Source organism: Cystobacter fuscus DSM 2262 (assembly GCF_000335475.2).
Taxonomy (GTDB): domain Bacteria; phylum Myxococcota; class Myxococcia; order Myxococcales; family Myxococcaceae; genus Cystobacter; species Cystobacter fuscus.
The window spans coordinates 1-23118 of sequence record NZ_ANAH02000035.1; the positions used below are offsets into that span (position 1 = coordinate 1).

17 protein-coding genes are annotated in these 23118 nt (G+C 68.1%); 4 read left to right on the plus strand and 13 right to left on the minus strand.

Annotated features, from left to right (window positions below):
• Positions 1-442: 442 nt before the first annotated feature.
• The 3 genes from D187_RS36630 to D187_RS36640 all read right to left on the minus strand — a co-directional run bounded on the left by D187_RS36630 (position 443) and on the right by D187_RS36640 (position 4872).
• A complete protein-coding gene (locus tag D187_RS36630; protein ID WP_002632594.1) occupies positions 443-1672 on the minus strand; it encodes a type I restriction endonuclease in 1230 nt (409 codons plus the stop codon).
• 234 nt (positions 1673-1906) lie between these two features.
• Entirely contained in the window at positions 1907-3178 is a 1272-nt protein-coding gene (locus D187_RS36635) for a sensor histidine kinase (protein WP_002632593.1), read from the minus strand.
• A gap of 191 nt (positions 3179-3369) precedes the next feature.
• Positions 3370-4872 carry an ATP-binding cassette domain-containing protein gene (locus D187_RS36640; RefSeq protein WP_002632592.1) on the minus strand — a complete coding sequence of 501 codons (1503 nt, stop codon included), beginning with the start codon at positions 4870-4872 and terminating at the stop codon, positions 3370-3372.
• A 329-nt stretch (positions 4873-5201) separates the two neighbouring features.
• On the opposite strand from D187_RS36640, the gene D187_RS36645 reads away from it, so the two are divergent.
• Positions 5202-5735, plus strand: a complete 534-nt coding sequence (locus tag D187_RS36645; protein WP_002632591.1) for a superoxide dismutase family protein — start codon at positions 5202-5204, stop codon at positions 5733-5735.
• Positions 5736-5741: 6 nt separating this feature from the next.
• On the opposite strand, the gene D187_RS36650 is transcribed toward D187_RS36645, so the two are convergent.
• Complete coding sequence (locus tag D187_RS36650; protein ID WP_002632590.1) at positions 5742-6206, minus strand: heme-degrading domain-containing protein; 465 nt, start codon at positions 6204-6206, stop codon at positions 5742-5744.
• A gap of 82 nt (positions 6207-6288) precedes the next feature.
• Between D187_RS36650 and D187_RS36655 the strand changes: the two genes are divergently transcribed.
• Both D187_RS36655 and D187_RS36660 read left to right on the plus strand, forming a co-directional pair.
• Positions 6289-7056 carry a glucose 1-dehydrogenase gene (locus tag D187_RS36655; RefSeq protein WP_002632589.1) on the plus strand — a complete coding sequence of 256 codons (768 nt, stop codon included), beginning with the start codon at positions 6289-6291 and terminating at the stop codon, positions 7054-7056.
• Between the two features lie 24 nt (positions 7057-7080).
• Complete coding sequence (locus D187_RS36660) at positions 7081-7884, plus strand: alpha/beta fold hydrolase (RefSeq protein WP_020918513.1); 804 nt, start codon at positions 7081-7083, stop codon at positions 7882-7884.
• Here D187_RS36660 and D187_RS36665 read toward each other — a convergent pair.
• The 5 genes from D187_RS36665 to D187_RS50905 all read right to left on the minus strand — a co-directional run bounded on the left by D187_RS36665 (position 7881) and on the right by D187_RS50905 (position 13869).
• Positions 7881-9911, minus strand: a complete 2031-nt coding sequence (locus D187_RS36665) for a hypothetical protein (RefSeq protein ID WP_002632587.1) — start codon at positions 9909-9911, stop codon at positions 7881-7883. The genes D187_RS36660 and D187_RS36665 overlap by 4 nt on opposite strands.
• On the minus strand, positions 9898-10878 hold the full coding sequence (locus D187_RS36670; protein ID WP_245591914.1) for a DUF3142 domain-containing protein: 981 nt from the start codon (positions 10876-10878) through the stop codon (positions 9898-9900). The genes D187_RS36665 and D187_RS36670 overlap by 14 nt, the downstream gene beginning before the upstream one ends.
• Before the next feature lie 253 nt (positions 10879-11131).
• Positions 11132-12334 carry an acyltransferase family protein gene (locus tag D187_RS36675; RefSeq protein WP_002632585.1) on the minus strand — a complete coding sequence of 401 codons (1203 nt, stop codon included), beginning with the start codon at positions 12332-12334 and terminating at the stop codon, positions 11132-11134.
• A 156-nt stretch (positions 12335-12490) separates the two neighbouring features.
• Entirely contained in the window at positions 12491-13420 is a 930-nt protein-coding gene (locus D187_RS36680; protein ID WP_002632584.1) for a tyrosinase family protein, read from the minus strand.
• Complete coding sequence (locus D187_RS50905; protein ID WP_002632583.1) at positions 13417-13869, minus strand: hypothetical protein; 453 nt, start codon at positions 13867-13869, stop codon at positions 13417-13419. Before D187_RS50905 ends, D187_RS36680 begins: the two co-directional genes overlap by 4 nt.
• Positions 13870-14152: 283 nt before the next feature.
• Here D187_RS50905 and D187_RS36695 point away from each other — a divergent pair, with 283 nt between their 5' ends.
• Positions 14153-19441 carry a trifunctional serine/threonine-protein kinase/ATP-binding protein/sensor histidine kinase gene (locus D187_RS36695; RefSeq protein WP_020918516.1) on the plus strand — a complete coding sequence of 1763 codons (5289 nt, stop codon included), beginning with the start codon at positions 14153-14155 and terminating at the stop codon, positions 19439-19441.
• Positions 19442-19479: 38 nt separating this feature from the next.
• Here the strand turns inward: D187_RS36695 and D187_RS36700 are convergent, their stop codons facing one another.
• The 4 genes from D187_RS36700 to D187_RS58355 all read right to left on the minus strand — a co-directional run.
• Positions 19480-20589: a vWA domain-containing protein gene (locus D187_RS36700; RefSeq protein ID WP_043433357.1), complete on the minus strand. Its 1110-nt coding sequence runs from the start codon at positions 20587-20589 to the stop codon at positions 19480-19482.
• Positions 20590-20699: 110 nt separating this feature from the next.
• A complete protein-coding gene (locus D187_RS50910) occupies positions 20700-21524 on the minus strand; it encodes an SRPBCC domain-containing protein (RefSeq protein ID WP_002632579.1) in 825 nt (274 codons plus the stop codon).
• A complete protein-coding gene (locus tag D187_RS36710) occupies positions 21521-21877 on the minus strand; it encodes an ArsR/SmtB family transcription factor (protein ID WP_002632578.1) in 357 nt (118 codons plus the stop codon). The genes D187_RS50910 and D187_RS36710 overlap by 4 nt, the downstream gene beginning before the upstream one ends.
• A 194-nt stretch (positions 21878-22071) precedes the next feature.
• Positions 22072-23118 (minus strand): imm11 family protein (locus D187_RS58355; RefSeq protein WP_043433368.1); only part of this gene is annotated, 1047 nt, incomplete at its 5' end.

A 23118-nucleotide genomic window follows, 5' to 3' on the forward strand; every position in this document is an offset into this window, starting at 1 on the left:
AGGTGTGGACGAGAGAGTCCTCGCCCGAGAACTGGGCCATGGCACACAATAACCTGGATGATGCACTCCATCAGTTGTCGGCAATCGCACCTGACGAAGCTGGGAGGCCGTGATGAAGTAGTGGAGTGCGCTCGTATCAAGCCGAGAGGGGGGCGCGACAAGTTGCGAAAGCACTTGTCGTTTGGGTTATTGAACTTACGAGAATCCGGGGCAGCGCCCGAGTTGGTCGCGCAGATAGAGGAGCCGCTCTACACATATCTTGGCCGTCTACCGGAGGAGACTGCGAAGGTGCCTGTGCGCGTCTCCTGGGAGGGCTTCTTGGTGTCGGATGATGGGGAGCCAGGGGGGCCGGTCGGTCCACCCGACGAGTTCCATAGCCACTGCTGACTCATCCCGAGAGCGGGAGGGGACTGCCTCCCGCTACTCCGGGTGACTCACACCCTCAGTTCGCCACGATCTCGGGAGGCAATTCGACGCCCTCGACGATCGGTGCGCTCTGCCGCTTCACTTCATCCTCGTACGCGACGAGGACAAGCGCTCGCAGCTTCTCGATGTCGCTCGCGGCGTTGAAGTACACGCGGCTCTTGCCCAGGCTGTCAGGCGTCGCCTCGACCTCGAAACCCTTCGCCAACAACAGGGCCTGCTCCATGGGGACTCGGGTCACCAGGGACTTCTTCTTGCCGTTGGAGAAGACGCGCAAAAACCAGGACGTCACCTTGCCCAGGTTGATTCCGAAGTAGCTCGCGGAATCCTTGTAGGCAACGGTCTGCTTGACGGCCGACTCCGCGCAGATGCGCTGGACACTCCGGAAAATTTCCAGCTCGAACTCGGTGGTGTCGATCTGTGCGCCGGCGGAAGGCTCAGTGCCAGCCGCGGCCGCCTGGAGCGACTCAGCGATAGAAGGCGGAGCAGGTGGGGGGACCACGGGCGCCGGCTGGACGTTGGGCTGAGCAATCTCCTGCTGGATCGACTTTGTCATCATGTCGAGCAAGGTTGTCTGGATGGACTTCTTGACGATGGGGACGAAGCGCTCCACGACGTTCTTCGTCACGCGTCCCGAAACGAGTTCGACTTCAGCAAGCAGGAAACGGACGAAGCTCTCCGACGGATTCCGCAACAACTCGTTGATGAGGGTCGTCACCTTGCCGACGAAGATGATCTCCTCCGCGTGTCCCTGGATGGACTCGGAGTTGAAGAACTCCTTCGTGAAGGGGCGCAGCAACTCGACGTCCCTGTCGGTGAACGAGAGGATGTTGAACTCCATGAAGGGAGACGCATCCATCACGTTCGGCGCTTGCAGGTCCGTGAAGAACCGATAGCGAATACCGTTCGTCACGATGGCGATGCGCACCGTGGGAGTGGCATTGAAGTAGCGCGCGAGCTGTCCATCGTGATCCTCGGGCGCCACGTCCGCGGCCTTGCACTCGATGAAGAGAGCGGGGCGGCCTCGGAGATGGAGCGCGTAATCGACTTTCTCGAGCACTCCACCGCGCTTCTTGGCGAAGTCCGCCACGTACTCTGGCTGAGTCTCCGTGGGATCGTAGATGTCGTAACCGAGTGCTTGAAGGAACGGCAGGATGAGCGCCTGTTTCGTGGCCTCTTCTCCCTTGATGAACGCCTGCCGCTTCTTCACCTGCTCCGAAAGCTGCCGCAAATCTTCATTGAAGCCCATTTGTTCTCCCCCCTCACGTACGGGCCGAGGTTCCAGTGTGCCAATGCGCGAAAGCGTACCGCATCGCTCGTTAAGACCCAAAGCGGGCGGAATTCCTTCGTGGCGCTGGCGCAAGCACCCTCGGAACCCCACAGGATCGTTGGTTCACCACGGTATTTCGTGTGTGGAGCGGCGACCGCTCACGAGACCGCGAAGGTGCTGGGGGCGGTGCTTCGCGCGCGGCTCCGGGGGCGCTCAAGCGGAACCGGCGCAAGCGGAGATGGGCTGCATCTGCTGCCTGGGAAGATGGAGCGTGAAGGTGGTGCCCAGGCCGGACTGGGAGCAGACCTGGATGTTCCCGCCGTGCGCCCGGATGATCTGGTCCACGATGAAGAGCCCCAGCCCCACCGAGTTGCGTCCATCGCCGCGTCCCCGGCGGAACGGCTCGAAGATGAAGGGGAGCAGTTCCTCGGGAATGGGCGGGCCGTCGTTGTGGACCTCGATGTAAGACTCGGTATGCCGTGTCCCGACCCGGAGCGAGACGGGCGTGTCCGGGTGGCCATACTGGACCGCGTTGCCGACGAGGTTGGTCAGCGCCTCCGCCAGCCGGTGCGGGTCCCACATGCCGCTCGCCGGCTCGGTGATGATCTCGATCCGCCGCTGGGGAAAGGCGCTCCTCGTTTCATCGACCACCGTGCGGGCGAGTTCATCCATCCTCGTGGAGACAATGTCCAACCGCAGTCCTCCCATCTGCCGGAGGCGGGTGTACTCGAGCACCTCGTCCACCAGGTAGCGAGCGCGTGACACGCTGGAGAGGATTCGCCGCACGTTGGTGTGGTCCCGCTCCGCGAGTCCGTCTCGCCGCAGGAGTGACTGGGCCGCCAGGGAGATGGCCCCCAGTGGGTTCTTCAGGTCATGCGCGAGAATGGGCATGAGCCGCGTGAGCATGGGGTCCTCGCCGCTACCGGGCGTCTCCGACGGAGGGGCCTCTCGGGACTGGAGTCGCACCACCTGTTGCCAGCACTCGGAGTGGGCGAGGGCGGCGGAAGCGGCTTCGGCCAGCACGTCCAGCAGGAACATCTCCCGCTCGGTCGCCGCGTGCTCGTTCGCCCAATAGACGCCCAGCGAGCCGACGGGCGCTTCGTGGCCCAGGGGCAGGATGGCGAGGCTCCTGACGAAGGTGGGACGGTAGGCCGCGTGGGGAATGCGGGAGTCGGCGTAGATGTCCCGGATCGCCACGGGCTGATGGTGGTGGATCGCCCATCCGGAGATGCACTCCGAGGCCGGAAAGCGCCGTCCCCGCCAGAGGCAGGAGGGAGACTCCTCCTCGGCGTAATAGACGTTCTCGCCCTCGCTCAGCACGAAGGTCGCGCCGTCGGCGGCCGAGAGCCGCTTCGCCATCGCGCACGTGCGCTGGGCGACTTCACGAAACTCCCGGACCCTGGCGAGCAGTTGGGTCGCTTCGAGGAGGGAGAGCACGTCCTCCAGCGTGGCGCCCGCCCGCTCGGCTTGTGCTCTCAAATCCATACACACACCAGTTCACGCCGATGCCGTGTCGCCAAGCTGCTTCCTCCTCATGGCTTCACATCCTGGTCAAGGTGGGAAACAGCACGACGGCCCTCAACCCTGCGCGCGGAACCACGAAAGTGCGAGGGGGGTGGGTGACTGCCCGGTGGGCTGGCGATGAGTCATGGAGAGGGCCTTGCCGAGTGAGCGCCTCACTCCGAGCTCACCTCCACTCCGCCTCCGCCCACCCGCCAGCACTCGTTGGTGCACCTCCGGGCGAAGTGCGCGTCATGCGACACCAGGACCAGGGCGCCGGGGTAGTCCCGCAGGGCGTCTTCCAGGCGCTCCAGTGAGGGCAGATCCAGGTGATTGGAAGGCTCATCGAGCACGAGCGCCCAGGCATGTTGGCCCAGGCCCTGGGCGATGAGCAGCTTGCGCGTCTCCCCCGGCGACGGCTGTTCCGAGGCGAGCAGGTGCGAGGGATCCACCCCGAGCGCGGCGACGAGTGACAACACGCGTCCCTTCTCGTCGGGGGGCAGCTCGCGCACCGCGTCGAGCGCCCCTCGGGCCTCCTCCGCGCTCACGTCCTGGGGCAGGTACAGCACGCGCTCGCGGGGTACCCGGGCATGTTCGAGCAGGGCCCTCAACAGGGTGCTCTTGCCCGCGCCGTTGGGGCCCTCGATGCGGATGCGCGCCTCGCGGGAGATGTCGAGCCGCAGCGGACCGAACAGCTCGACCTCCCCCGCGCGCAGGCCGGGCAGGTCGAGGCTGAACAGGAGCGGGTGGGGCGGGCGGACGTAGTCCACGAAGACGGAGCGGCCGAGGGTCTTCTCCACCTCGATCGACTCGACGGCGGAGGCGGCGCGCTCGACCTCGCGGCGGGTGGTGGTCACGCGCCGGCCGAGCCGCTCATCCGCCCAGTTCGCGAGGTTCTTGGCCCCCAGGGTGCGCGCGTCGCTGTCGTACTTGTTCCGCATGCGGCTGCCCGCGTTGCGCGCGGCGGAGGCGGACTCCTGCTCCCGGCGTGTCTGCACGAGCCGCTGCTGGAGCCGGCGATGCTCCTCCTGGGCGTGTTGGCGCGTGGTGCGGCGCGACTCCAGCTCCGCCTCCCAGGCCTCCCGCGCGACCGGATAGGCGCCCGGCCACAGCCGCACCGTCCCCGCGTGCACGCGCAACGTGGAGGTGGTGAGCTCCTCGAGCACCTCGCGATCATGGGAGACGAGCACGCCCACGCCCCGGAAGCGGCGCAGCGCGGCCAGCAGCCACTTCCGGGCCTCGGCATCGAGGTGGTTGGTGGGCTCGTCGAGCAGCAGCACGTCGGGCTCGCGCGCCAGGGCGGCGCCGATCTGCCAGCGCTTGCGCTCACCCGGAGACAGCGTGGCCCACCGCTCGAGTGACCAGGGATCCAGGGCGAGCTGCCCGATGAGTCGCCGGGCCCGCGAGTCCGCAGCCTCCGCGAGCGCGGTGATGTCGGGCGTGAGCGCCTCCACCTGTTGGGGACAGAGCTGGACGAGCGCCGAGGGGGGCTCGAACTGGAGATGGCCGTCGGTGGGCCTCAGCTCTCCGGAGAGCAGGCGGAGCAGCGTGGACTTGCCGGCACCATTGGCGCCGACGAGACCCGTCCAACCGGAGGCCAGATGGAACTCCACGTCGGAGAAGAGGGAAACGGCGTCGGAAAAGGCGAACGAAACGCGGTGAGCGCGAATGGATGACACGAGGGAACTCCGGAATCGTTCCGGGCGCGCACGAGGGGCCCGGGAGTGGCTGACGGACAGCGCTGACGATTCAGGAGTGCAGCTTCAATGGAGTACGAAGCCTCGTGGACGGAGAACACCGGACCGCTCGGTGCGCCCAACCTAAACCTCCGGGATTTTCCGTGCAATCCCTTCGTGCGCTCCCCTGGGTGTTCCGCCAAGCGTCCGACAACCCACAGCACCCGCGACGCTGTTCATGTTTTCAGATGGCTGGAGCGCTCGCGGCCGGGTAGCAAGGCGGCCAGCCGTTCCACCCACCGCCCCGCCTCCCTGGCGGGAAGGAGTCCTCCGTGAAGAACCCCACCGTTGCCTTCATCCGAGTGTCCCTGATGTCCGCCGTGCTCGTGCTCGCCGCGTGCGGCACGGGGCGCAGCGCCATCGTCACCCTGGACAGCCGCAGCGACAGCCTCACCACGGGCAAGGCCACCTTCACCGAGTCCGGTGACAAGGTGACGCTGGATCTGGAGGTCGCTGGCGCCACCCCGGGTCTGCACGGCGCTCACATCCACCAGACCGGGGACTGCACCGCGGCCGACGCCGCGAGCGCGGGAGGCCACTGGAATCCCGCTGGCGTGAGCCATGGCTCCGCGGATCCCGGCCACCACCTGGGTGACCTGGGCAACATCGAGATCGGCCAGGATGGCCGGGGCACGCTGAAGCTCACCAAGCAGGCCTGGAAGATCGGCGACGGCTCCGCGCAGGACGTGGTGGGCAAGGCCCTCGTCATCCACGCGGGACAGGATGACCTCGCCACGGATCCCGCGGGCAACTCGGGCGGCCGCGTGGCGTGCGGCGTCATCGCCGAGAAGACCGACAAGAAGTAGTCGCCGTCAGCGGCCCGCCCGCCACTCGCGCAGGACGTCGACCACCAGGGCGTGGTCCTCCTCCTGCGCGAGTCCGGACACGGTGATGCTGCCCACGCATCCGAGTCCGCGCACCAGCAGGGGGAAGCTGCCCCCGTGGTCCACGTACTCGGAAGGATCGATGTGCGGCTTGTCGGCCAGGCTCGAGCCCTTGGCGGCGTAGTAGCGCCCCATGTAGAACGAGCTGTGCCAGAAGCGGCCCACGGTGTTGCGCTTGCGCCGCACCCAGTCCTCGTTGTCCGGGCGACAGCCGGGAAGGGCGCAGTGCAGGACGGTGAGTCCCGCGAGCGCCACGTCGATGACCACGGGGAGCCGGTCGCGCCGCGCGCGCTCGAGCAGCTTGAGTCCCAGCGCGAGCGCGTCCTCGTGCGCCAGGTGGTCGAACTGCAACTCGGCTTCCTCCGCCAGCAACTGATCCAAACTCACGGACACGTGTGCCTCCCCTGGTTACAAGGATAGGGGAGAACGTGTCCGCGCGGTTAGGCTGCGCGGCGGATTCGCGAGGAGGCACACGATGGCAGGCCGGGTCGAAGGCAAGGTCGCGCTGGTGACGGGGGCGGCGTCGGGGTTGGGCAAGGCGATGGCGGTGATGCTGGCGCGCGAGGGCGCGCGGGTGGCCGTCACCGATCGGAATGAAGAAGGGGCCCGGGATGTGGCCCAGTCCATCGGGGCCTCGGCGCGCGCGTGGACGCTGGATGTCACGAGCGAGGAGGACTGGAGGCGGGTGGTGGACGAGGTGTCGTCCACGTTCGGCCGGCTGGACGTGCTGGTGAACAACGCGGGCGTGGGCGCCGTGGCGGACATCGAGTCGACGACCCTGGAGCAGTGGCGCTTCGTGCACGCGGTGAACGTGGATGGGGTCTTCCTGGGGTGCAAGCATGGCATCCGGGCCATGCGCCAGTGCGGCGCGAAGGGCTCCATCATCAACATCAGCTCGGTGGCGGGACTGGTGGGCGTGGCCGAGTTTCCGGCGTACAGCTCGAGCAAGGGCGCCGTGCGGCTGCTGAGCAAGTCGGTGGCGCTGCACTGCGCGAACAAGGGCTATGGCATCCGCTGCAACTCCGTGCACCCCTCGTTCATCGAGACCCCCATGGTCGACAAGCTGGCGACCGCCATGGGGGATCCGCAGGCGAGCCGGGCGAAGCTCGCGCGCAAGATTCCCCTCGGCTCGCTCGGAGAGCCGGATGACATCGCCTACGCGGTGCTCTACCTCGCCTCGGACGAGTCCAAGATGATGACTGGCTCGGAGTTCGTCGTGGACGGTGGCACCACCGCGACCTGAGTCTTTTTCTCCTGGAGCCCCACCATGCCCTGGTTGGACGTCAATGGTACCCGTTTGTATTACGAGGACACGGGAGGTTCGGGTGTGCCCCTCGTGTTCAGTCACGGCCTGTTGTGGAGTGGCCGGATGTTCGACAAGCAGGTGGCGGCGCTGAAGGACCGCTACCGCTGCATCACCTATGATCACCGGGGCCAGGGCCAGAGCGACGTGTGGCGCGTGGACACCGTGGACATGGAGACGGTGTACGCGGACGGGGTGGCGCTCATCGAGAAGCTGGGCGTGGGGCCCTGCCACTTCGCGGGCCTGTCCATGGGGGGCTTCGTGGGGATGCGGCTGGCCGCGCGGCGGCCGGAGCTGTTGCGCTCGCTCATCCTCATCGAGACCACGGCGGACCCGGAGCCCGCGGAGAACGTACCGCGCTACAAGGCGCTCAACTTCGTCGCGCGCTGGTTCGGCCTGAGGTGGGTGGCGGATCGGGTGATGCCCATCATGTTCGGCCGCACGTTCCTGGAAGACCCCGCGCGCGCGGTGGAGCGGGCCGAGTGGCGGCGGCGGTTGATGGAGAACCGGCGGGACATCTGGCGCGCGGTGAATGGCGTGGTCCGCCGGCGGAGCGTGTACGAGGAGCTGTCGCGCATCCAGACGCCCACGCTGGTGGTGGTGGGCGCCGAGGACACGGCGACCGTGCCGGCCAAGGCCGAGCGCATCCACGCGGCCATCGCGGGCTCGCGGCTGGTGAAGATGCCGCGCGGGGGACATTCCTCCTCCGTGGAGGAGCCCGCGCTGCTCAACGCCGCCCTGGAGGAGTTCCTGCGCGAGCGGGCCTAACGGTCGTCCGGGCGCCGGAGACTCCGCTTCCTCCGGCGCAGCAGGACGACGCCCAGCATGGGCAGCAGGAAGCCACCCGCCGCCGCCAGCGTGCGCGGCCGCGGGTTCTCCCACAGGAACGAGAGCCCACGGTCGCGCAGCCGCTCGAAGTCCGGCTCCGGGCATTCCTGGCCGAAGCTCGGGATGGGATGCTCGAGAGAGAGCGCGCCCTTTCGCACATAGGTCCACCAGAGCCGTTGGCCGCGCTCCGGCTCGGTGCGCGAGGTGAAGCGCGCGGCATGACAGAGCAGCGCCGCGTAGGCCTGACTCCGCTCGGGCACCAGCGCCGCGGCCTGCTCGGCGAGGTCCGCCGCCGTGGAGCGGTAGTGGAAGCGCGTGAGGTGGGGAGGCGCATGCGCGTCCAGTCGCCCGCGCTCCGCCGGAGTGAGAAGCACCGCGGTGGCCACCTCGGGATGCACCGGGGGCGCGTCCTCGGGCCGCTCCAGGCTGGGCACCCACGAGCCCAGCTCATAGTCGCCCTGCACCCAGCTCCAGTCGGGCGCGCCCTCGGTGCCCAGCAGCTCCATGCCCGGGGTGCGCGCGAGCCGTGCCGCGGTGTAGAGCGCGCGTGCCTTGTCCACGTCCCACCACGCGGAGCGAGCCCGGTCGAGCGCGTCCACGTATTGGCGCGCGGGCTCCTCCCATGGCGTCCCCCGGAAGTGCTCCAGGGCCTCCGCGCCCCGCCCCTCGCGCAACAGGCGCCGCGCGAGCAGCAGGTGCAATTGCTCGCTCACCCTGGGGGGCACGCGCGTCTCGTCCCACCGGAAGACGGACTCGGGTTGGCATTGGAGCTCCGGACCCGAGGCGTGCGTCGCGACCAGGCGCTGCAACTCCTCGACCGACAACACGCGCTCGGCCACATAGGCGAGGTCCGGCCAGGAGCAGCTGCTCAGCGCGTGCTCGGCCGCCCGCGTGAAGTCATCGCGCAGCAGCGCGAGCAGTGTCCTCTCCACGTCCACCCGCACCCGGGGCCTCAGCGGGTACTGGTACGGGTCCCCCACCCAGTCTTCTTCATACGGGAAGCCTTCCCGGGCCTCGGCGAGCCACTGGTCCGCCGCCGCCCGGTCACCCCGACGCAGCGCCAGCTTCGCCCGCACCCAGGCGTCGAGCGGGGTGCGCTCCCGCCCAGCGAAGCGCTCGGCCAGATCGAAGCGGCCCTCGCGCCAGGCGGTCGCCGCCAGCCGATCCGCGCCCGACAGCGTGGGCACGGCCGCGAGCTCCTCCATCAGCGCGGCCAGGGGGACAGGCTGGCTCGCCGTCCCGTCCTCCGCCCATATCTCCTCGTGCCCCCGGGTCCAGGCGTAGGTGGTGAGCAGCCGCTGGACCACGGGCTCGTGCAGGGCCCGCCGCGACCGGGGCACATCCTGGGCAAGCGCCCGGGCCACGAACAGCAGCGAGGTCTTCCCCGTCCCACTGCCGTGGGCTGCCTGCTCCGCGTAGAGGCGGACCGCCGCCGCGTCATCCTCGTCCAGGTAGCGCCGGGCCTCCTCGCCCAGGCTCGCCACCGCCAGTCCCAGGGGATCCTCGAAGCCCTCGCGCACCAGCGCGCGCACCGCGGCGAAGCGCTCGTGGGCCTCCGGGGCCGACTCCGCCATGCGCCCCAACATGTAGGCCGCGAAAGTGGAGAAGCGGCGGCGCTGCTCGGAGGGCAGGGCGAGCACGTCCTGGAAGCGCTCTCGGGCCTCGTCCCACCTCGCGGCGTGGAAGGCCCGGGCTCCGGCCTCGTACAGCGCCGTCTCCTCGGCGCCGCCTCCCGCGCGGGCCCCCTCCGGCTCCTGGGACTCCATCACCAGGAAGGCGTCCGAGGGCCCTGGCACCAGCCGCCCGGCCTCGATCAGGAAGGCGCTGGAGGGCAACACCGACAGCGTTCCGGCCCGGTCCTCCAGGAACTGGGGCGGGAACTCGGGGCCACACGCGCGCGCCGGGCGGATGGGCAGGGTCAACACCCCCAACAATGACAGACAAGCCAATGCCTCACGGAAGAGCAAGTGCCACCTCGGATCCCCGAACGAAGCCGATGACGCGGCGCTCGCCGGCGCGCAGGCGGGGAGGCGTGCGCGCCACGAGCGAGGTGCCCCGCGCGGTGTAACCCGCCACGCCGTCGAGCACCTCGAGCTTGCCGGAAAGGGAGAGCCGGGTGGGGGCCTCGGCATCCACGTGGCCCGTGTTCTCGAGGACGATGTCCAGCGCGCCGCCCCCCGCATCCACCAGACGCGGTAGGAAGCGGGGAGCGAGCGGCTCGCCGCGCACCACCGCGGTGAGCGTGGGCAGGCTCCAGGCCTCGGTATCCCCCCGGTGCCCGAGCCGGAACCAGACCAGGCCCGAGACTCCAGCCACGGGCCGCTCCCGCAGCGCGGCGAGGAAGCGGGCCACCTCGCGAGGCTCCGCGGACAGGGGCGTGCCGTCGCGCAGCCGCACGCGGTAGGTGGGCAGCGCCACCTGGAAGGGCCGGTCCGTCACCCGCGCCCAGGCCTCGACGAAGCCCCGAGCCTGCTCGGCGGTGAAGAGCGTGGGCGCGCGCACCGCGTGTACCTGGAGCACGATGTGGTCGGGCAGGGAGGCGAGCCGGGGCAGGGCTGGTGAGCCGCTCCACGTGGGCAGCGCCGTGATGGACAGCGACAGTTCGCCCCCGAGCACCGCCTGCTCGCGCTCGAGCCAGTCCGCGTACCCGGCCAGGGCCGTGGTGGCGCAGTCATGATCGACTTCGATGCCGCGCACGCGCACGCCCCGCGCCCGCCAGGCCCGGGCGAGCACGGCCACCTCCTGAAGGGACACCCCCTCCAGCGGCGCCGTGCCCTCCACGCGCATCACCGCGACCACCTCGCGGCCCGAGCGGGCGAGGGCGTCCACATCCACCGCGATGTCCACGGGGGCGCGTTGGGTGCCCGAGCGCTCACGCGCCAGCACCCGGATCGTTCCCAGTTCCCGGGGCGCGTCCGTGAGCGCCTCGCTCAACGCCGGACTCCAATCACGCTGCCAGACGTAGGCTTCGTGAACGAGGGGCCGTGGCTCCGGCCGGGAGCAGGCCATTGCCCCGACGAGGAGCAGCAGGACGACCCAACCCCCTGCCATGCATCGCTGAATCGAGGACACCGTCGAGCCTTCCCCCACGCCCGGATGAAGAAGGGCCCATGCTTCGCCCGTGCCTCAGGCCTGTCAAGCGGCTTGGCGGGGCGCGAACTCCGTGGGGGACACGGCTGGAGGCGGTCTATCGCGAGGGCTCGCCAGCCAGCATCTCTCTGCCCTGGCGGACCTGTGCGCCAGGCGCGGTGTGGAAGTTCGTCGGATGGTGGCGATCGCGTAGCCGCATGAACGGCGTCTCGACGAAGCGATGCAGCAACCAGCCTCCGAGCAGGCAGACGACCGCGATGATCGCGGCCGTGGCGCCGTCGCCCAGGCCCCAGGGCTCCAATTGCTTCCGCGCGATATGGGCGAGCGGCTTGTGCGACAGGTAGATGGCATACGACCATGCCGCGAGTGAGGCGGCACCCGGCACGCGCACTCGGTACAGCAGTGAGCCCGGGCTCAGCGCGGCCACGACGAGCAACGCGAACGAGCAGGCCAGCAGCGAGTAGCCGAAGCTGGTCATGGCGAAGCCATAACCGTAGCCCTCGATGTAGTAGTACTTCGCGAGCAGGTAGAAGAGGACCCCGGTGGTGAGCACACCGGCGGTCAGCGTGGCACGACCCCAGCCGATCACCCGCGCCCACAGGTCCGGGTGGAGGTTCTTCAACATGGCGATGGCCACGCCAGGCAGGAACTCGTCGAATCGGCAGAACGAGGAGTAGTAGATGTGCGGATAGTAGCCATGGTCGGCACCGTCTGGCTCCTGTCCGTACTGGAACCACAGTGCACCGCGGAGCGCGACGCCGGCGAGAATCAGGCCCGCCAGCGCGAACCATGCGGCCCGCTTCGGCATGAACCCGCCGAAGCGCAGTGCACCGAGGAGGAGCAGCGGAAGCAGCAGGTAGAACTGCTCCTCGATGCACAGCGACCACGCATGCGAGAACGCCGTTCCCGGCGCCAACCCCAGGTTCTGCGTGAAGGTGAGGAAGCGCCACAGCGGCGGCGGTTGCCTGCCACCCATAACCGTGGGCAGCAGGAAATACAGCGCCAGCACCACGTAGTAGTTGGGCAGCGTTCGCAGGAGCCGCCGGATGTAGAAAGCTTTCAGGGACAGCGTCTTTCCCTTCACGATGCCGGCGAAGAGCTGGTTGCCGATGAGGTAGCCGCTCAGCACGAAGAACAGATCCACCCCGGTCCAGCCCACGGTGCTGGCCCAGCCGAAGGTCGGCGTGCCGCTGACGAAGACCATGTAGTGGTAGGCGAACACCAGCAGGATGGCGACCGCTCTCAGCGAGTCGAGCCCCTCGAGCCGTTTGGACGTGTGGTGGGTTTCCTGCGAAATCACGGTGCGCGGATCCTTGTCTCGGAAACGGTCGGGTTCCCGCGACCGCGGCACCGGACCATGGGCTGGAAACCCTGGCCCCGCCACTATCTGTCGGGAGGTCCGAACGAATCCTCTGACACCTTCCCCGCCACCTCCGGGGAGCCACGCTCCCCGGACTCAGCCCTGCAGGTCCGCGAGCGAGTCGTAGTCGTAGTGGTTGGCGGCGCCGAAGGGGGCTCCCAGGGCAAGAGGGTTGAGCACACCGCGCGGGGTGACGGGCGTGGTCTCGCTGAACACCGAGTAGAGGGCGTCGTCGAGCCGGTGGAAGGCCAGGTCGTTGGAGGCGCTCTGCGCGGGGACGTAGGGGGCGTTCGGATAGCGGAGCTGCCATGCGCGCCAGATGCGATCCACGTTGCAGTGGTGCAGAAAGAACATGGGATCATTGGGCGAGGTGCTGTCGGTCATGTCGCCGCCAATCCAGACATGCACGGCATTGTGGATCCGCGCCGGTCCCTCCCAGCCCTCCAGGTAGTTGCGGAAGCCCGAGGAGAAGCTGTCGTACGGAGGGGCGTCGTACAGGGTCTGGTCGCGCAGGACGGTACGGACTGCGTCGCGCGGTGGCAACGCCGCGTCCAGCAGTCCCAGGGAGCGGTCGAGAGGCCGCGGCTGTGCCAATCGCGTGAGTCCGCGCGCCGCGGGGACGACCCGGACCTGCCAGACGCCAGGATTGGTGAAGCGTCCCATGGCGTCCTGGCTCCAGATGGGCGACAGCGTGGGAGCCGAGAGCGCCGCATCCGCGGACCAGTCCCAGTAGGGCAGCCGGAAGTCGGGGGCGCCGAGCGCGTCGATGAGGTACCCCTCGAACCGCAGCAGGAAGTACCGGTGCCACGGCAGGAAGGCGGGTCCCGAGTGGGCCGAATTGCGATCCCGCTGCGTGGGGGGCGTGAAGAGCATCATCGACTGGTGGTGCCACGCCACGAAGAAGTCATAGATGGAGAGTCCCGGCTGTCCCGGCCATGGGAAGCGCGCCGGATCCTTGAGCGCCAGCACCCCATCGATGAACTGCTGCCTGACGCCCTCGTCCGAGAGGATGTTCCGGCGAATCATCGCGCCCCCCCGTGTGTGTGCTCATGCGCGGAAGGGTCATGCTCCGGGGGTGGACCGTGCGGCGCCGCCTCGAACAGGTGGGGCATGCGCGTGAGCAGGTGGCGCACGAGCTCCACGGCCGACGCGAAGGTCAGGTAGGGGCACAGGTGGGACCAGAGCCGTCCCTCCTCATCCACCATCATGTGCAGGGAGACGAGCTGCCCCTCGACGCGCACCTCGTACGTGGTGGTGATGGAGATGGCTCGCCCCTGGTGATCGAGCGTGCGCACGCTGCGCGCGAGGCTTTCGTGCTCGTGCTCGACGTAGGTGGGAAACCCCTGACGCACCCACTCCGGATGATCGAGACCCGGGGTGAATGGATCGTACTCGAGAGGTGGGACGCGATGTACCCCGGCCGCCCGGCGTACTGGCTTTTCCCGCCCTGCCTGTCGCTTCTTCCTGGCCGCCATGGGTGTCTCCTCCAACGAAGCGCCATGCCGCTCGCCCTGATTCAGGGGGGTGGAGTGGACTCGCGCGTTTCGTGACACCGGGCGGAATGTCTTTCACCCAGGCCGCCTTCCATGAAGGGAGCCCATGGCCACACTGGAACACTCCTCCCCTGACGCACGGGGGACCCCATGCCTCCGCGCCGGACTCAGCGAGCAGGTAATGGTGCCGTGGGTGTGGTTCCTGGTGGGGAGGGTTAGGTTGTACGCTCCCCGCTGGAGGGGGCGGCACGTAGACCGAGCCACGATGTTCGACATTCCAGGTTACAAGATTCTCAGCACGATTCGCTCCACGGGCTTGAACGTGCTCTACCAGGCCGAGCGTGAGTCCGATGGCCTGCCGGTCATCATCAAGACGCCCGCCGTGTCGTCCTCAGGCCCACGCGAGCGCGAGCGCTATCGCCGCGAGTTCGGCATCCTGCAACGGCTGCGGACCGTGAGCGGCGTGGTCCATCCGTACTCCCACGAGCAGGTGCTCGATCGCCCCGTGCTCCTGATGGAGAAGGTCCTGGGCGAGCCCCTGTCCGAGTTCGTGGGCAAGCCCATGGCGCTGCCGCGCTTCCTCGACTTCGCCCTCTCCCTGGCCTCCAACCTCGGGGAGATCCACCGTCACGGCGTCATCCACAAGGACATCAAGCCCGGCAACATCATCATCGAGCCGACGGGACGCCTCCGCTTCGTCGACTTCGGAGGGGCCTCGCTCCAGCGGGCCGAGCACCTGGAGGCGGTTCCCGTTCCCCTCATCGAGGGGACGCTGGCCTACATGTCGCCCGAGCAGACCGGGCGGATGAACCGCCAGGTGGACTACCGCACGGACTTCTACTCGCTGGGCGTGACGCTCTACGAGCTGCTCACCGGCAGCCGTCCCTTCCAGGGACGTGACGCGCTCGAGTGGTTCCACGCTCACATGACACAGCGCCCCAGGCCGCCCCACGAACTGCTGCCGTCCATTCCTCCGGCGGTCTCGGCCATCGTGCTCAAGCTGTTGGCCAAGACGGCCGAGGAGCGCTATCAGAGCGCCGAGGGGCTCTGGGCCGACCTGGAGCGGTGTCGCGAGGGGTTGCGCCAGGGCGCGCTCGAGCCCTTCCCGTTGGGCACCCGAGACATCCCCCGGCAATTCCATCTGCCGCAGGGGCTCTATGAGCGCGAGGCCCAGGTCTCCATGCTGCTGGGTGGATTCGAGCGGGTGCTGAGCGGAGGGCAGGCGGAGCTCATGCTGGTGCGTGGCTACTCCGGCATCGGCAAGTCCTCGCTGGTGCAGGAACTGCACAAGCCGGTGGTGCAACGGCGTGGGTTCTTCCTGAGCGGCAAGTTCGAGCAGTTCCAGCGCGACATCCCCTACGCGACGCTGGCCCAGGCGATCCGCGGGGTGGTGCAGCAACTGCTGGCCGGCAGCGACGAGGAGTTGGCCCGCTGGCGTGAGCGTCTCCAGGCGGCCTGGGGGGACCAGGGCCGGCTCCTGGTGGACATCGTGCCCCAGCTGGAGCTCGTCGTGGGCAGGCAGCCGCCAGTCGAGGAGCTGCCGCCCACCGAGTCGCGCAGCCGCTTCAACCAGGTGTTCCGCCAGTTCCTCGGCGTCTTCGCCACGCCGGAGCAACCCCTGGTGCTGTTCCTGGATGACGTGCAGTGGGCGGATCAGGCCAGCCTCCAGCTGCTCCAGCACCTGCTCACCCATCCGGACACGCCACCGCTGCTGCTGCTGGGCGCCTACCGGGACAACGAGGTCAGCCCCGAGCACCCGCTGCAGCTGACGTTGGCGGCGGTCCGCAAGTCAGGCGCCCGGGTGACCGACCTTCAACTCGAGCCGCTGAGCCTGGAGCAGGTGCGGCAGCTCGTCGCGGACGCCCTGCCGGGAGCGGGGCCGGGACTCGTCGCCCCGTTATCGGAGATGGTGCGCGAGAAGACGGGCGGCAACCCGTTCTTCCTCCATCAGCTCATGCTGACGCTGGACCGCGACGGGCTGCTGGTCCGCACGCCCGAGGGCGGGTGGACTTGGGACGCCGAGCGTGTCCAGGCCATGGGCTACTCGGACAACGTCGTCGACTTCCTGGTGGACAAGCTGCGCGAGCTGCCCGCGCGGGTGCAGCGCCTGTTGCACCTGGCCGCGTGCGTGGGCCATGTCTTCTCCCTGTCGATGTTGAGCACCCTCTCGAAACAGGAAGACGTGGGCGAGATGGAGCAAGGGCTCGGGCCCGCGCTCCAGGAGGGACTGGTGATGCGGGACGGCCCGGAGCAGTACCGGTTCCTCCATGATCGCATCCACCAGGCGGCCCATGCGCTCATCTCCGAGGCGGAGCAGAAGGCCATCCACCTGCGCATCGGCCGGGCGATGCTGGCCAGCCTCTCCCCGGAGGAGCTCCGGGAGCGACTCTTCGACGTGGTGAGCCAGCTCAACGCCGGCGCGGAGCTCATCCACGAGCCCGCGGAGCGCCACCGCCTGGCGAGGTTGAACGCGGAGGCGGGTCTGAAGGCCAAGGCCGCCATCGCGCATCGGCCCGCCAGCATCTACTTCACCCATGCGTTCGCGCTCATCCCCGGAGATCCCTGGGAGACCGATGCCTGGCTGGCCTTCAAGGTGAGGCTCGAGCGCGCGGCGTGCGAGCTGCAGAGCGGCAATGGCGCCGAGGCGAGCCTCCTGGCCGAGGAGCTCCCTCTCCGCGCGCGGACCCTCGCGGACATGGTGGCCGCCAGCCACGTGCGCAGTGACATCTTCATCGGGACGGGACGCATCCAGGAGGCCTGTGCCTGCATGCTGCAGTGCCTGGCCCTGCTGGGCATCGAGATTCCCGCGAGGCCTTCCCAGGAGGAGGCCGCCGAGGCCTACGCGGAGGTCTGGGCACTGCTCGGCACGCGTCCCATCGGGAGCCTCATCGACCTTCCGCTCATGGTCGATCCGGACGTGAAGATGAAGATGATCGCGCTGTCCTCACTCTTCGCGTCAGCGTACTTCACCAACATCCACCTGCTCATCATCGTGCTGAGCCGGATGGTTGTCCTCTCCCTGCGGCACGGTTTCACGGAGTCGTCCGTGCCCGGCTTCAGCTGGCTGGGAGTGATGGCCGGCCCCTTCTTCAAGCAATACCGGGAGGGCTACGCGCTGGGCATGCTCGCCCGCGAGTTCGTCGAGCGCCACAACCTGACCCACCGGCGGCCCAACGTGCTCTACAGCCTCCAGTTTATAAGTTACTGGAGCCAGCCCTTCTCCGTGACCCAGGAGATCATCCTCGGCGCCTTCCACCATTCGGTCCAGGCCAGTGACGTCCTGACGGCCAGTTACAGCGTCATGTCCATCATCCTGAACCGCACCGCCATGGGGCACAACCTGGATGACGTCTACCAGGACTCGCTCGTGCGAGCCGACTTCGCGCGCAAGGTCGGGAGCGTGGATGCACAGGACATCCTCCGCGTCTATCAACGCTACGTGCAGCAACTGCGCGGGTACTCGCTCTCGTTCGACACGCTGAGCGGGGAGGGCTTCGACGAGACGGCGTTCGAGGCCGCCCTGACGTCCGCGCGCATGACCTCCCTCTGGAGTGCCTATTTCATCACCCGGCTCAGGTCCCGCTACATGTGTGGCGCCTACGCGGAGGCACTCGAGTCCGCGGACCAGGCGGTGGGGGTGCTCTGGGTCCTGAAGATCAGCATCAACATGCTGGACTTCCACCTCTTCCGGGCGCTGTCGCTGGCCGCGTGCTGCGAGGGGCAGGGGGCGGAGGCCCGGGAGAAGTCCCTGGCGGAGATCCGGCAACACCACGCGCAACTCGTGGAGTGGGCGGATCACTGCCCGGAGACCTTCCGCGCTCCCGAGCGGATGGTGTTCGCGGAACTGGCCCACCTCACGGAGCCGACGGACATGGCCAACCGCGTCTACGAAGAGGCCCTTCGCGCCGCCCGCGAGAATGGCTTCATCCACTACGTGGGCATGGCGGCGGAGCTCGCGGCGAACTTCTGGCGGGCGCGGCAGTCGCCCACCCTGGCCCTGGCCTTCGCGCGCGAGGCCCGGACGGCGTACCTGCACTGGGGCGCCCGGGGCAAGGTGCAGCAGATGGACGCCCGGTGGCCGGGGCTGGCACCGCCCGTGCGCACCGGCGCGGAGGACATCACCTCCAGCACGGACTCCACCCAGATCGACGCGCTCACGGTGGTGAAGGCCCAGCAGGCCATTTCCCGGGAGATCGTGCTGGAGCGGCTGGCGGCCACCCTGATGCGGGTGGCCCTCGAGAACGCCGGCGCCCAGCGCGGCGCCCTGCTGCTGCCTGGCGGCGACACACTCTCGGTCGCGGCCGTCTCCGGCGCCGCGCCGGACAGTGCCGTCCAGGAGCTGCCGTGGACGCTCCTCGCCTATGTCAGACGCACCCAGGAGCACGTGCGCATCGACGATGCCACCCAGCCCCATCCGTTCTCGTCCGATGAATACCTGCGGCGCGGCACGGTCCGCTCGGTGTTGTGCCTGCCGCTGATGCGGCAGGAGGTCTTCGCCGGGGTGCTGTACCTGGAGAACAACCTGGCCACCAACGCCTTCAGTCCCGCGCGCCTCACGTTGTTGAGCCACATCGCCTCCCAGGCCGCCATCTCCATCGAGAACGCGCGGCTGTACGAGGACATCCAGAAGGGGGAGGCGGCCCTGCGCCGGGCCAACGACGAGCTGGAGCAGCGCGTGGAGGAGCGCACGCGCGAGTTGAAGGAGGCCCAGGCCCGGCTGGTGGACACGGCCCGCGAGGTGGGGATGACCGAGGTGGCCTCCAACGTGCTGCACAACGTGGGCAACGTGCTCACCAGCGCCGTCATCAACGTCGAGCTGATGCGACGGTCCGTCGGTTCCTCGCGCGTGAGCCGGGTGAAGCAGGCCTCGGCCCTGTTGCTGGACAACCGCGATGACCTGGTGGACTTCCTCACCCGGGATCCGCGAGGCATCCAGCTACCGGACTACCTCGCCAGCCTGTCCGCCGAGCTGCTGCGTGAGCAGGAGAAGCTGATGGGAGACGTGGAGACGATGGCCCGGCACATCGAGCACATCCGCGCCATCGTCCAGGTGCAGCAGACGTATGCGAAGACGTCGGTGCTGGAGGTGGAGTGCGACCTGGCGCAGTTGATCGATGACGCCCTGCGCATCCAGATGGGGTCGCTCAAGCGCCACGGCGTGTCCATCATCCGCGAGGTGGCGGTGCTGCCCAAGGTGCAGGTGGACAGGCACAAGGTGTTGCAGATCCTCATCAACCTGCTGAGCAACGCGAGGAACGCGCTGGATGTGCTGCCCGAGGACCAGCGGGTGCTGCACGTGCGGCTGACCTCGGACGGGACCGTGGCGCGCATCCAGGTGGTGGACAACGGCATGGGGATCGCGCCGGGCGTGCGCGACAGGCTCTTCTCGCACGGCTTCACCACGCGCGAGAACGGCCACGGCTTTGGCCTGCACTCGAGCGTGCTGGCGGCGCAGTTGATGGGGGGCCGCCTCCGGCTGGACAGCGAGGGCCCCGGCAGGGGCGCCACCGCCACCCTGGAGCTCCCCCTGCGGCGCGAGGCCGCCGCGTCCTGAGGGCGGCCCCCTCCCTCGCGACGGGAGGGGGCTGGCCGTTACGGGGTGCCCGTCCCGCCGCTGTCCACCGAGCAGGTGCCTCCCACGGAGCGGGCGACGTCGAACGTCAAATCCTTCTGCGCGGTCACGCCCTCGTGGCTCACCTTGATGGTGAGCTTGTTCCGGTTGCTCTCCAGCGGCGAGCAGTACCGGAGCTGGAAGTAGCTGTTGGAGATGTTGCGGATGTTGCCGGCTATCGACTCGAACTTGCTTCCGAGATCCTCGAGCTTCTCCGCCAGCCCGAAGCCACTCTTGCCGAAGCCCTGCAGGCTCTTGACGCTCTGGGCGTCCATGTCGGTGCCCTTGAGGCCGATGGCGAAGATGTTCGCATCGCTCTTGTTCACCGCCTCCTGGGCTACCGCCTCGGTCGGGACGTTGACCGTGTCGCGGCCGTCCGTGAAGAGCACCACGCTCGCGGTGGTGAAATCCAGGCCCGCGTTCTTGCCCGCGTCCCGAGCGGCCTTCACGTCGCCGATGCCCACCATCAGCGCGTCGTTCAATCGGGTCCGGGAGTCCTGGCAGATCAGATTGGCCTTGCAGCTCTGCTCGTCGCGGATCTTCGCCAGCGTGGTGCCGATCAATGCATTGGCATCCGCGGAGAAGTCAGACAGCTTCTTTATGTTACCATCGAAGGCATAGATGGCGATGCGATGGACGGTGGCCTCCGGGGCGGTCCCCTCGGGGATGAGGATGCGGATGAAGCGGGTCGCGGATTCCACGAGGCCCGGAAGTTGCTGGGACATACTGCCGCTGACATCCAGCAGCAGGACGGAATAGCTGGCGAAATGCTTGGGCTCCGGAACGATCTTCAGCTGGCTCTCGGAGGAGATGCGGCGGTCACGCTCGAAGATCTCGAAGGCGTTCTCCGGAACCGAAGTCGCCAGGGGCCTGTCCAGGCAGTCGAGTACCCGGAAGTTCACCACCACCTTGCCCTCCTGGGCAGTGAGGGTCGTTCCGCTGGTGACATCGAGTTTGATGCACGCGTTCGGTTGGGGCCCGGTGGGAGGGGGGTTGTTGGTATTGCCACTTCCTCCCCCGCACGCGGTGACCGCCGAAGACAGCAGGGTCAGCAGCGCGAGCGTCGGGAGCGGGGTTCGGGGGTTTCGCATGTAAACTCCAGTGTCTGTCGTTGGGCGGGCACCTTAGTGTCTCGGAGGGGGGAACGAAAGGCGGGAACGCCCCTCCTGGGTCCTTCATGACACCTGGTGGAGGCACCCACCTACACCTGGGGCTCGGCCCGCTCGAGACCGCGGCCGCCGAAGGCGTGGAGGGTGCGCGTACCAGCGGTGAACCGGCCCGAGATCCGCGCGCCTCTGGGAACGACGAACTCCCGCCCGGGGCCGAGCTCAATCTCCATTCCGTTGATGCTCAGCACGTAGCGGCCCTCGAGGACCGTGAGGTACTCGTCGAAGTCGCGCCAGTGCTCGCCGGTGTCCGCGTCGCGCCTCGCGTGGCAGAGGGTGAGCTGGGTGCCATCGGCGCCGTTGAACACGAAGGCCTCGACGCCGGGCAGACGCAGCGAGGCCTCCGCGACGCGGTTGGCCGGGCCCGTCATGAAGGCGGGGAAGCTGCCCAGGCCGAAGCGCGCGGCGTACTCCGCGTTGAGCGCGGAGAAGCGCTCCTTGTCGAACCCGGCGGCGGGATTCCCGGCGATCGCCGCCTCCAGGTTGTCGAGGCAGAAGTGCCAGCCCGTGGCGTCTCGCGCGACGTGGGCGCGGTCCCCGGGAAGGGTGGTGAAGACGAGCAGGCAGCCCGTGCCCTCGGGGCGCAGTTCCCACCGCAGCACATCTCCGTCCCACGTGTATTCGAGGACGCGCGGCGGATCGAACACGGAGATCTTCCCGGTGCCGGGCTCGCCTTCCGCGAAGAAGAAGCGCAGCTCGGCGCCGTTCTGGCGGGCGCCCTCGATGCGCGCGGGGAACCAGTGGGCCAGTTCCTGGCCGTCGGTGAGCGCGCGCCAGACCTTCTCGGGCGGGTGGGCGAGGCGCCGCTCGAACCGGAGTTCGACGCGGTCGCCTCGGGGCGTCAGGGTTCCATGCTTCATGGCTTCCTCCTTGGGGCCGGGCTCCGGCGAGTGGGGGCGGGTGGGTCGTCCGCCATGGTGTCCAGGTGGCGTTCCAGCGCGTCGAGCCGCCGGGACCAGAGTTCGCGGTACGGCGTGAGCCAGTCGTCCAGTTCCAGGAGGGGCTCCGGACGCAGGCGGTAGAGCCGCCGCTGGGCGTCCTGCTCCACGTCCACCAGCCGAGCATCCTTGAGCACGCGCAGGTGTTTGGACACGGTGGGCTGTGTGAGCCCGAGCCGGTCCACCAGCTCCCCGACGGGGCGGCGCCCCTCGCGCAGCAGGTCCAGGATGCGGCGGCGGTTGGGCTCCGCCACGACTTCGAACGCACTCGGCATGACCTTTATATGCCGAGTGGGGCATATGCCTGTCAAGACATATACAGCGGAGCGCTGGGCCGGAGTGGGGCGGGCTCGCATTTGGGGAGGCAAGGGGGCAGGGGTTATCTTGCCCAGTCAGTCACATGAGCCGCCCCTCTGATGGAGGTGGATGTACGAAGGATTGTGGGCGGCCAGCAATGGATGCTGCTGCCTCACACGACTGGCTTTCTCCACGAGCGAGATAGATGCGGCTCGCAACTTTCCGCAAGTCGGCGAAGCAGTTCCTCCTTGCCGCGCTCCAGGAGGAACGCCAACTCCTTGGGCAGCAGTGCCTTGACAGTCACCAAGCGAACATCCCCGGCCGGCGTGGGAAAAGAGTCGGGCAGGGTGGTGGCCTCCATGCCAAGCAACACGCCCACTCGCCCATCCCTTGTCACGAGTGGCTCGGGCATGTCCTTGCCTGGGACCTCCATCGACAAGACTCCTTTCAAGAGAGCCTTGCTCAAGTGCTCGTGCTGCGCCACTTCGTCGGAAACCCGCCTCAGCAACAGGAGCGTCCATCCCCCATCATCGGTGACAGGTTCGTCTGTTTCGATGGCGAGTTCGATACCGTAGCCGCATGACGGCTCCGTGCGGCCATGGAACGGATCTGAAAGCCCATCGCTCACGCACAATGTCCGTCCACCTGGACGCTGAATGATGCGCCACGCCTGCCGAGCGCTCGGCCATGCATCACCATGCGGAACAATCGGGGTGATACTCTCCTCACTCAGCTCCCCAAGATTGCGGAAGGCTGCTTTCCGAGCAGATTCCACCTGCCGCAGCATCTCGGGGTTCTTGTGCGTCTCGGGCAACAGATTACCGCCAGTTGCCACGGCCTTGGGGCCAGTGACCTCAACGAACCGGCCTCCCGAGATTCCCGTTCGTTCCAGAGCCTCCTTGATGCTCACATCGACGATGATCGGGTGGTAGTAGCCCCAAAGCCGGAACACGCGGGCCTCTCCGACCTTCGACGTGTCGATGCGCAGGCCCATTACCGATCGATACTGACCCGCCAGATCAGAGCGCACATCGTCTTGGGTGAAGTATTGCACCTCCTCACAGGCCGCGTCGTCTATGCACCGAATTTCTCGTGTGACGTTCAGGATGTAATAGGGATCGGTTTGCCCTTCGACCTCGACTGGAAAGAGCTGCACATCGTTCGGTGCCATCTCGCGGAACACCGATGCGTAACCGTTCACCGACTCAGGCCGCGTTGG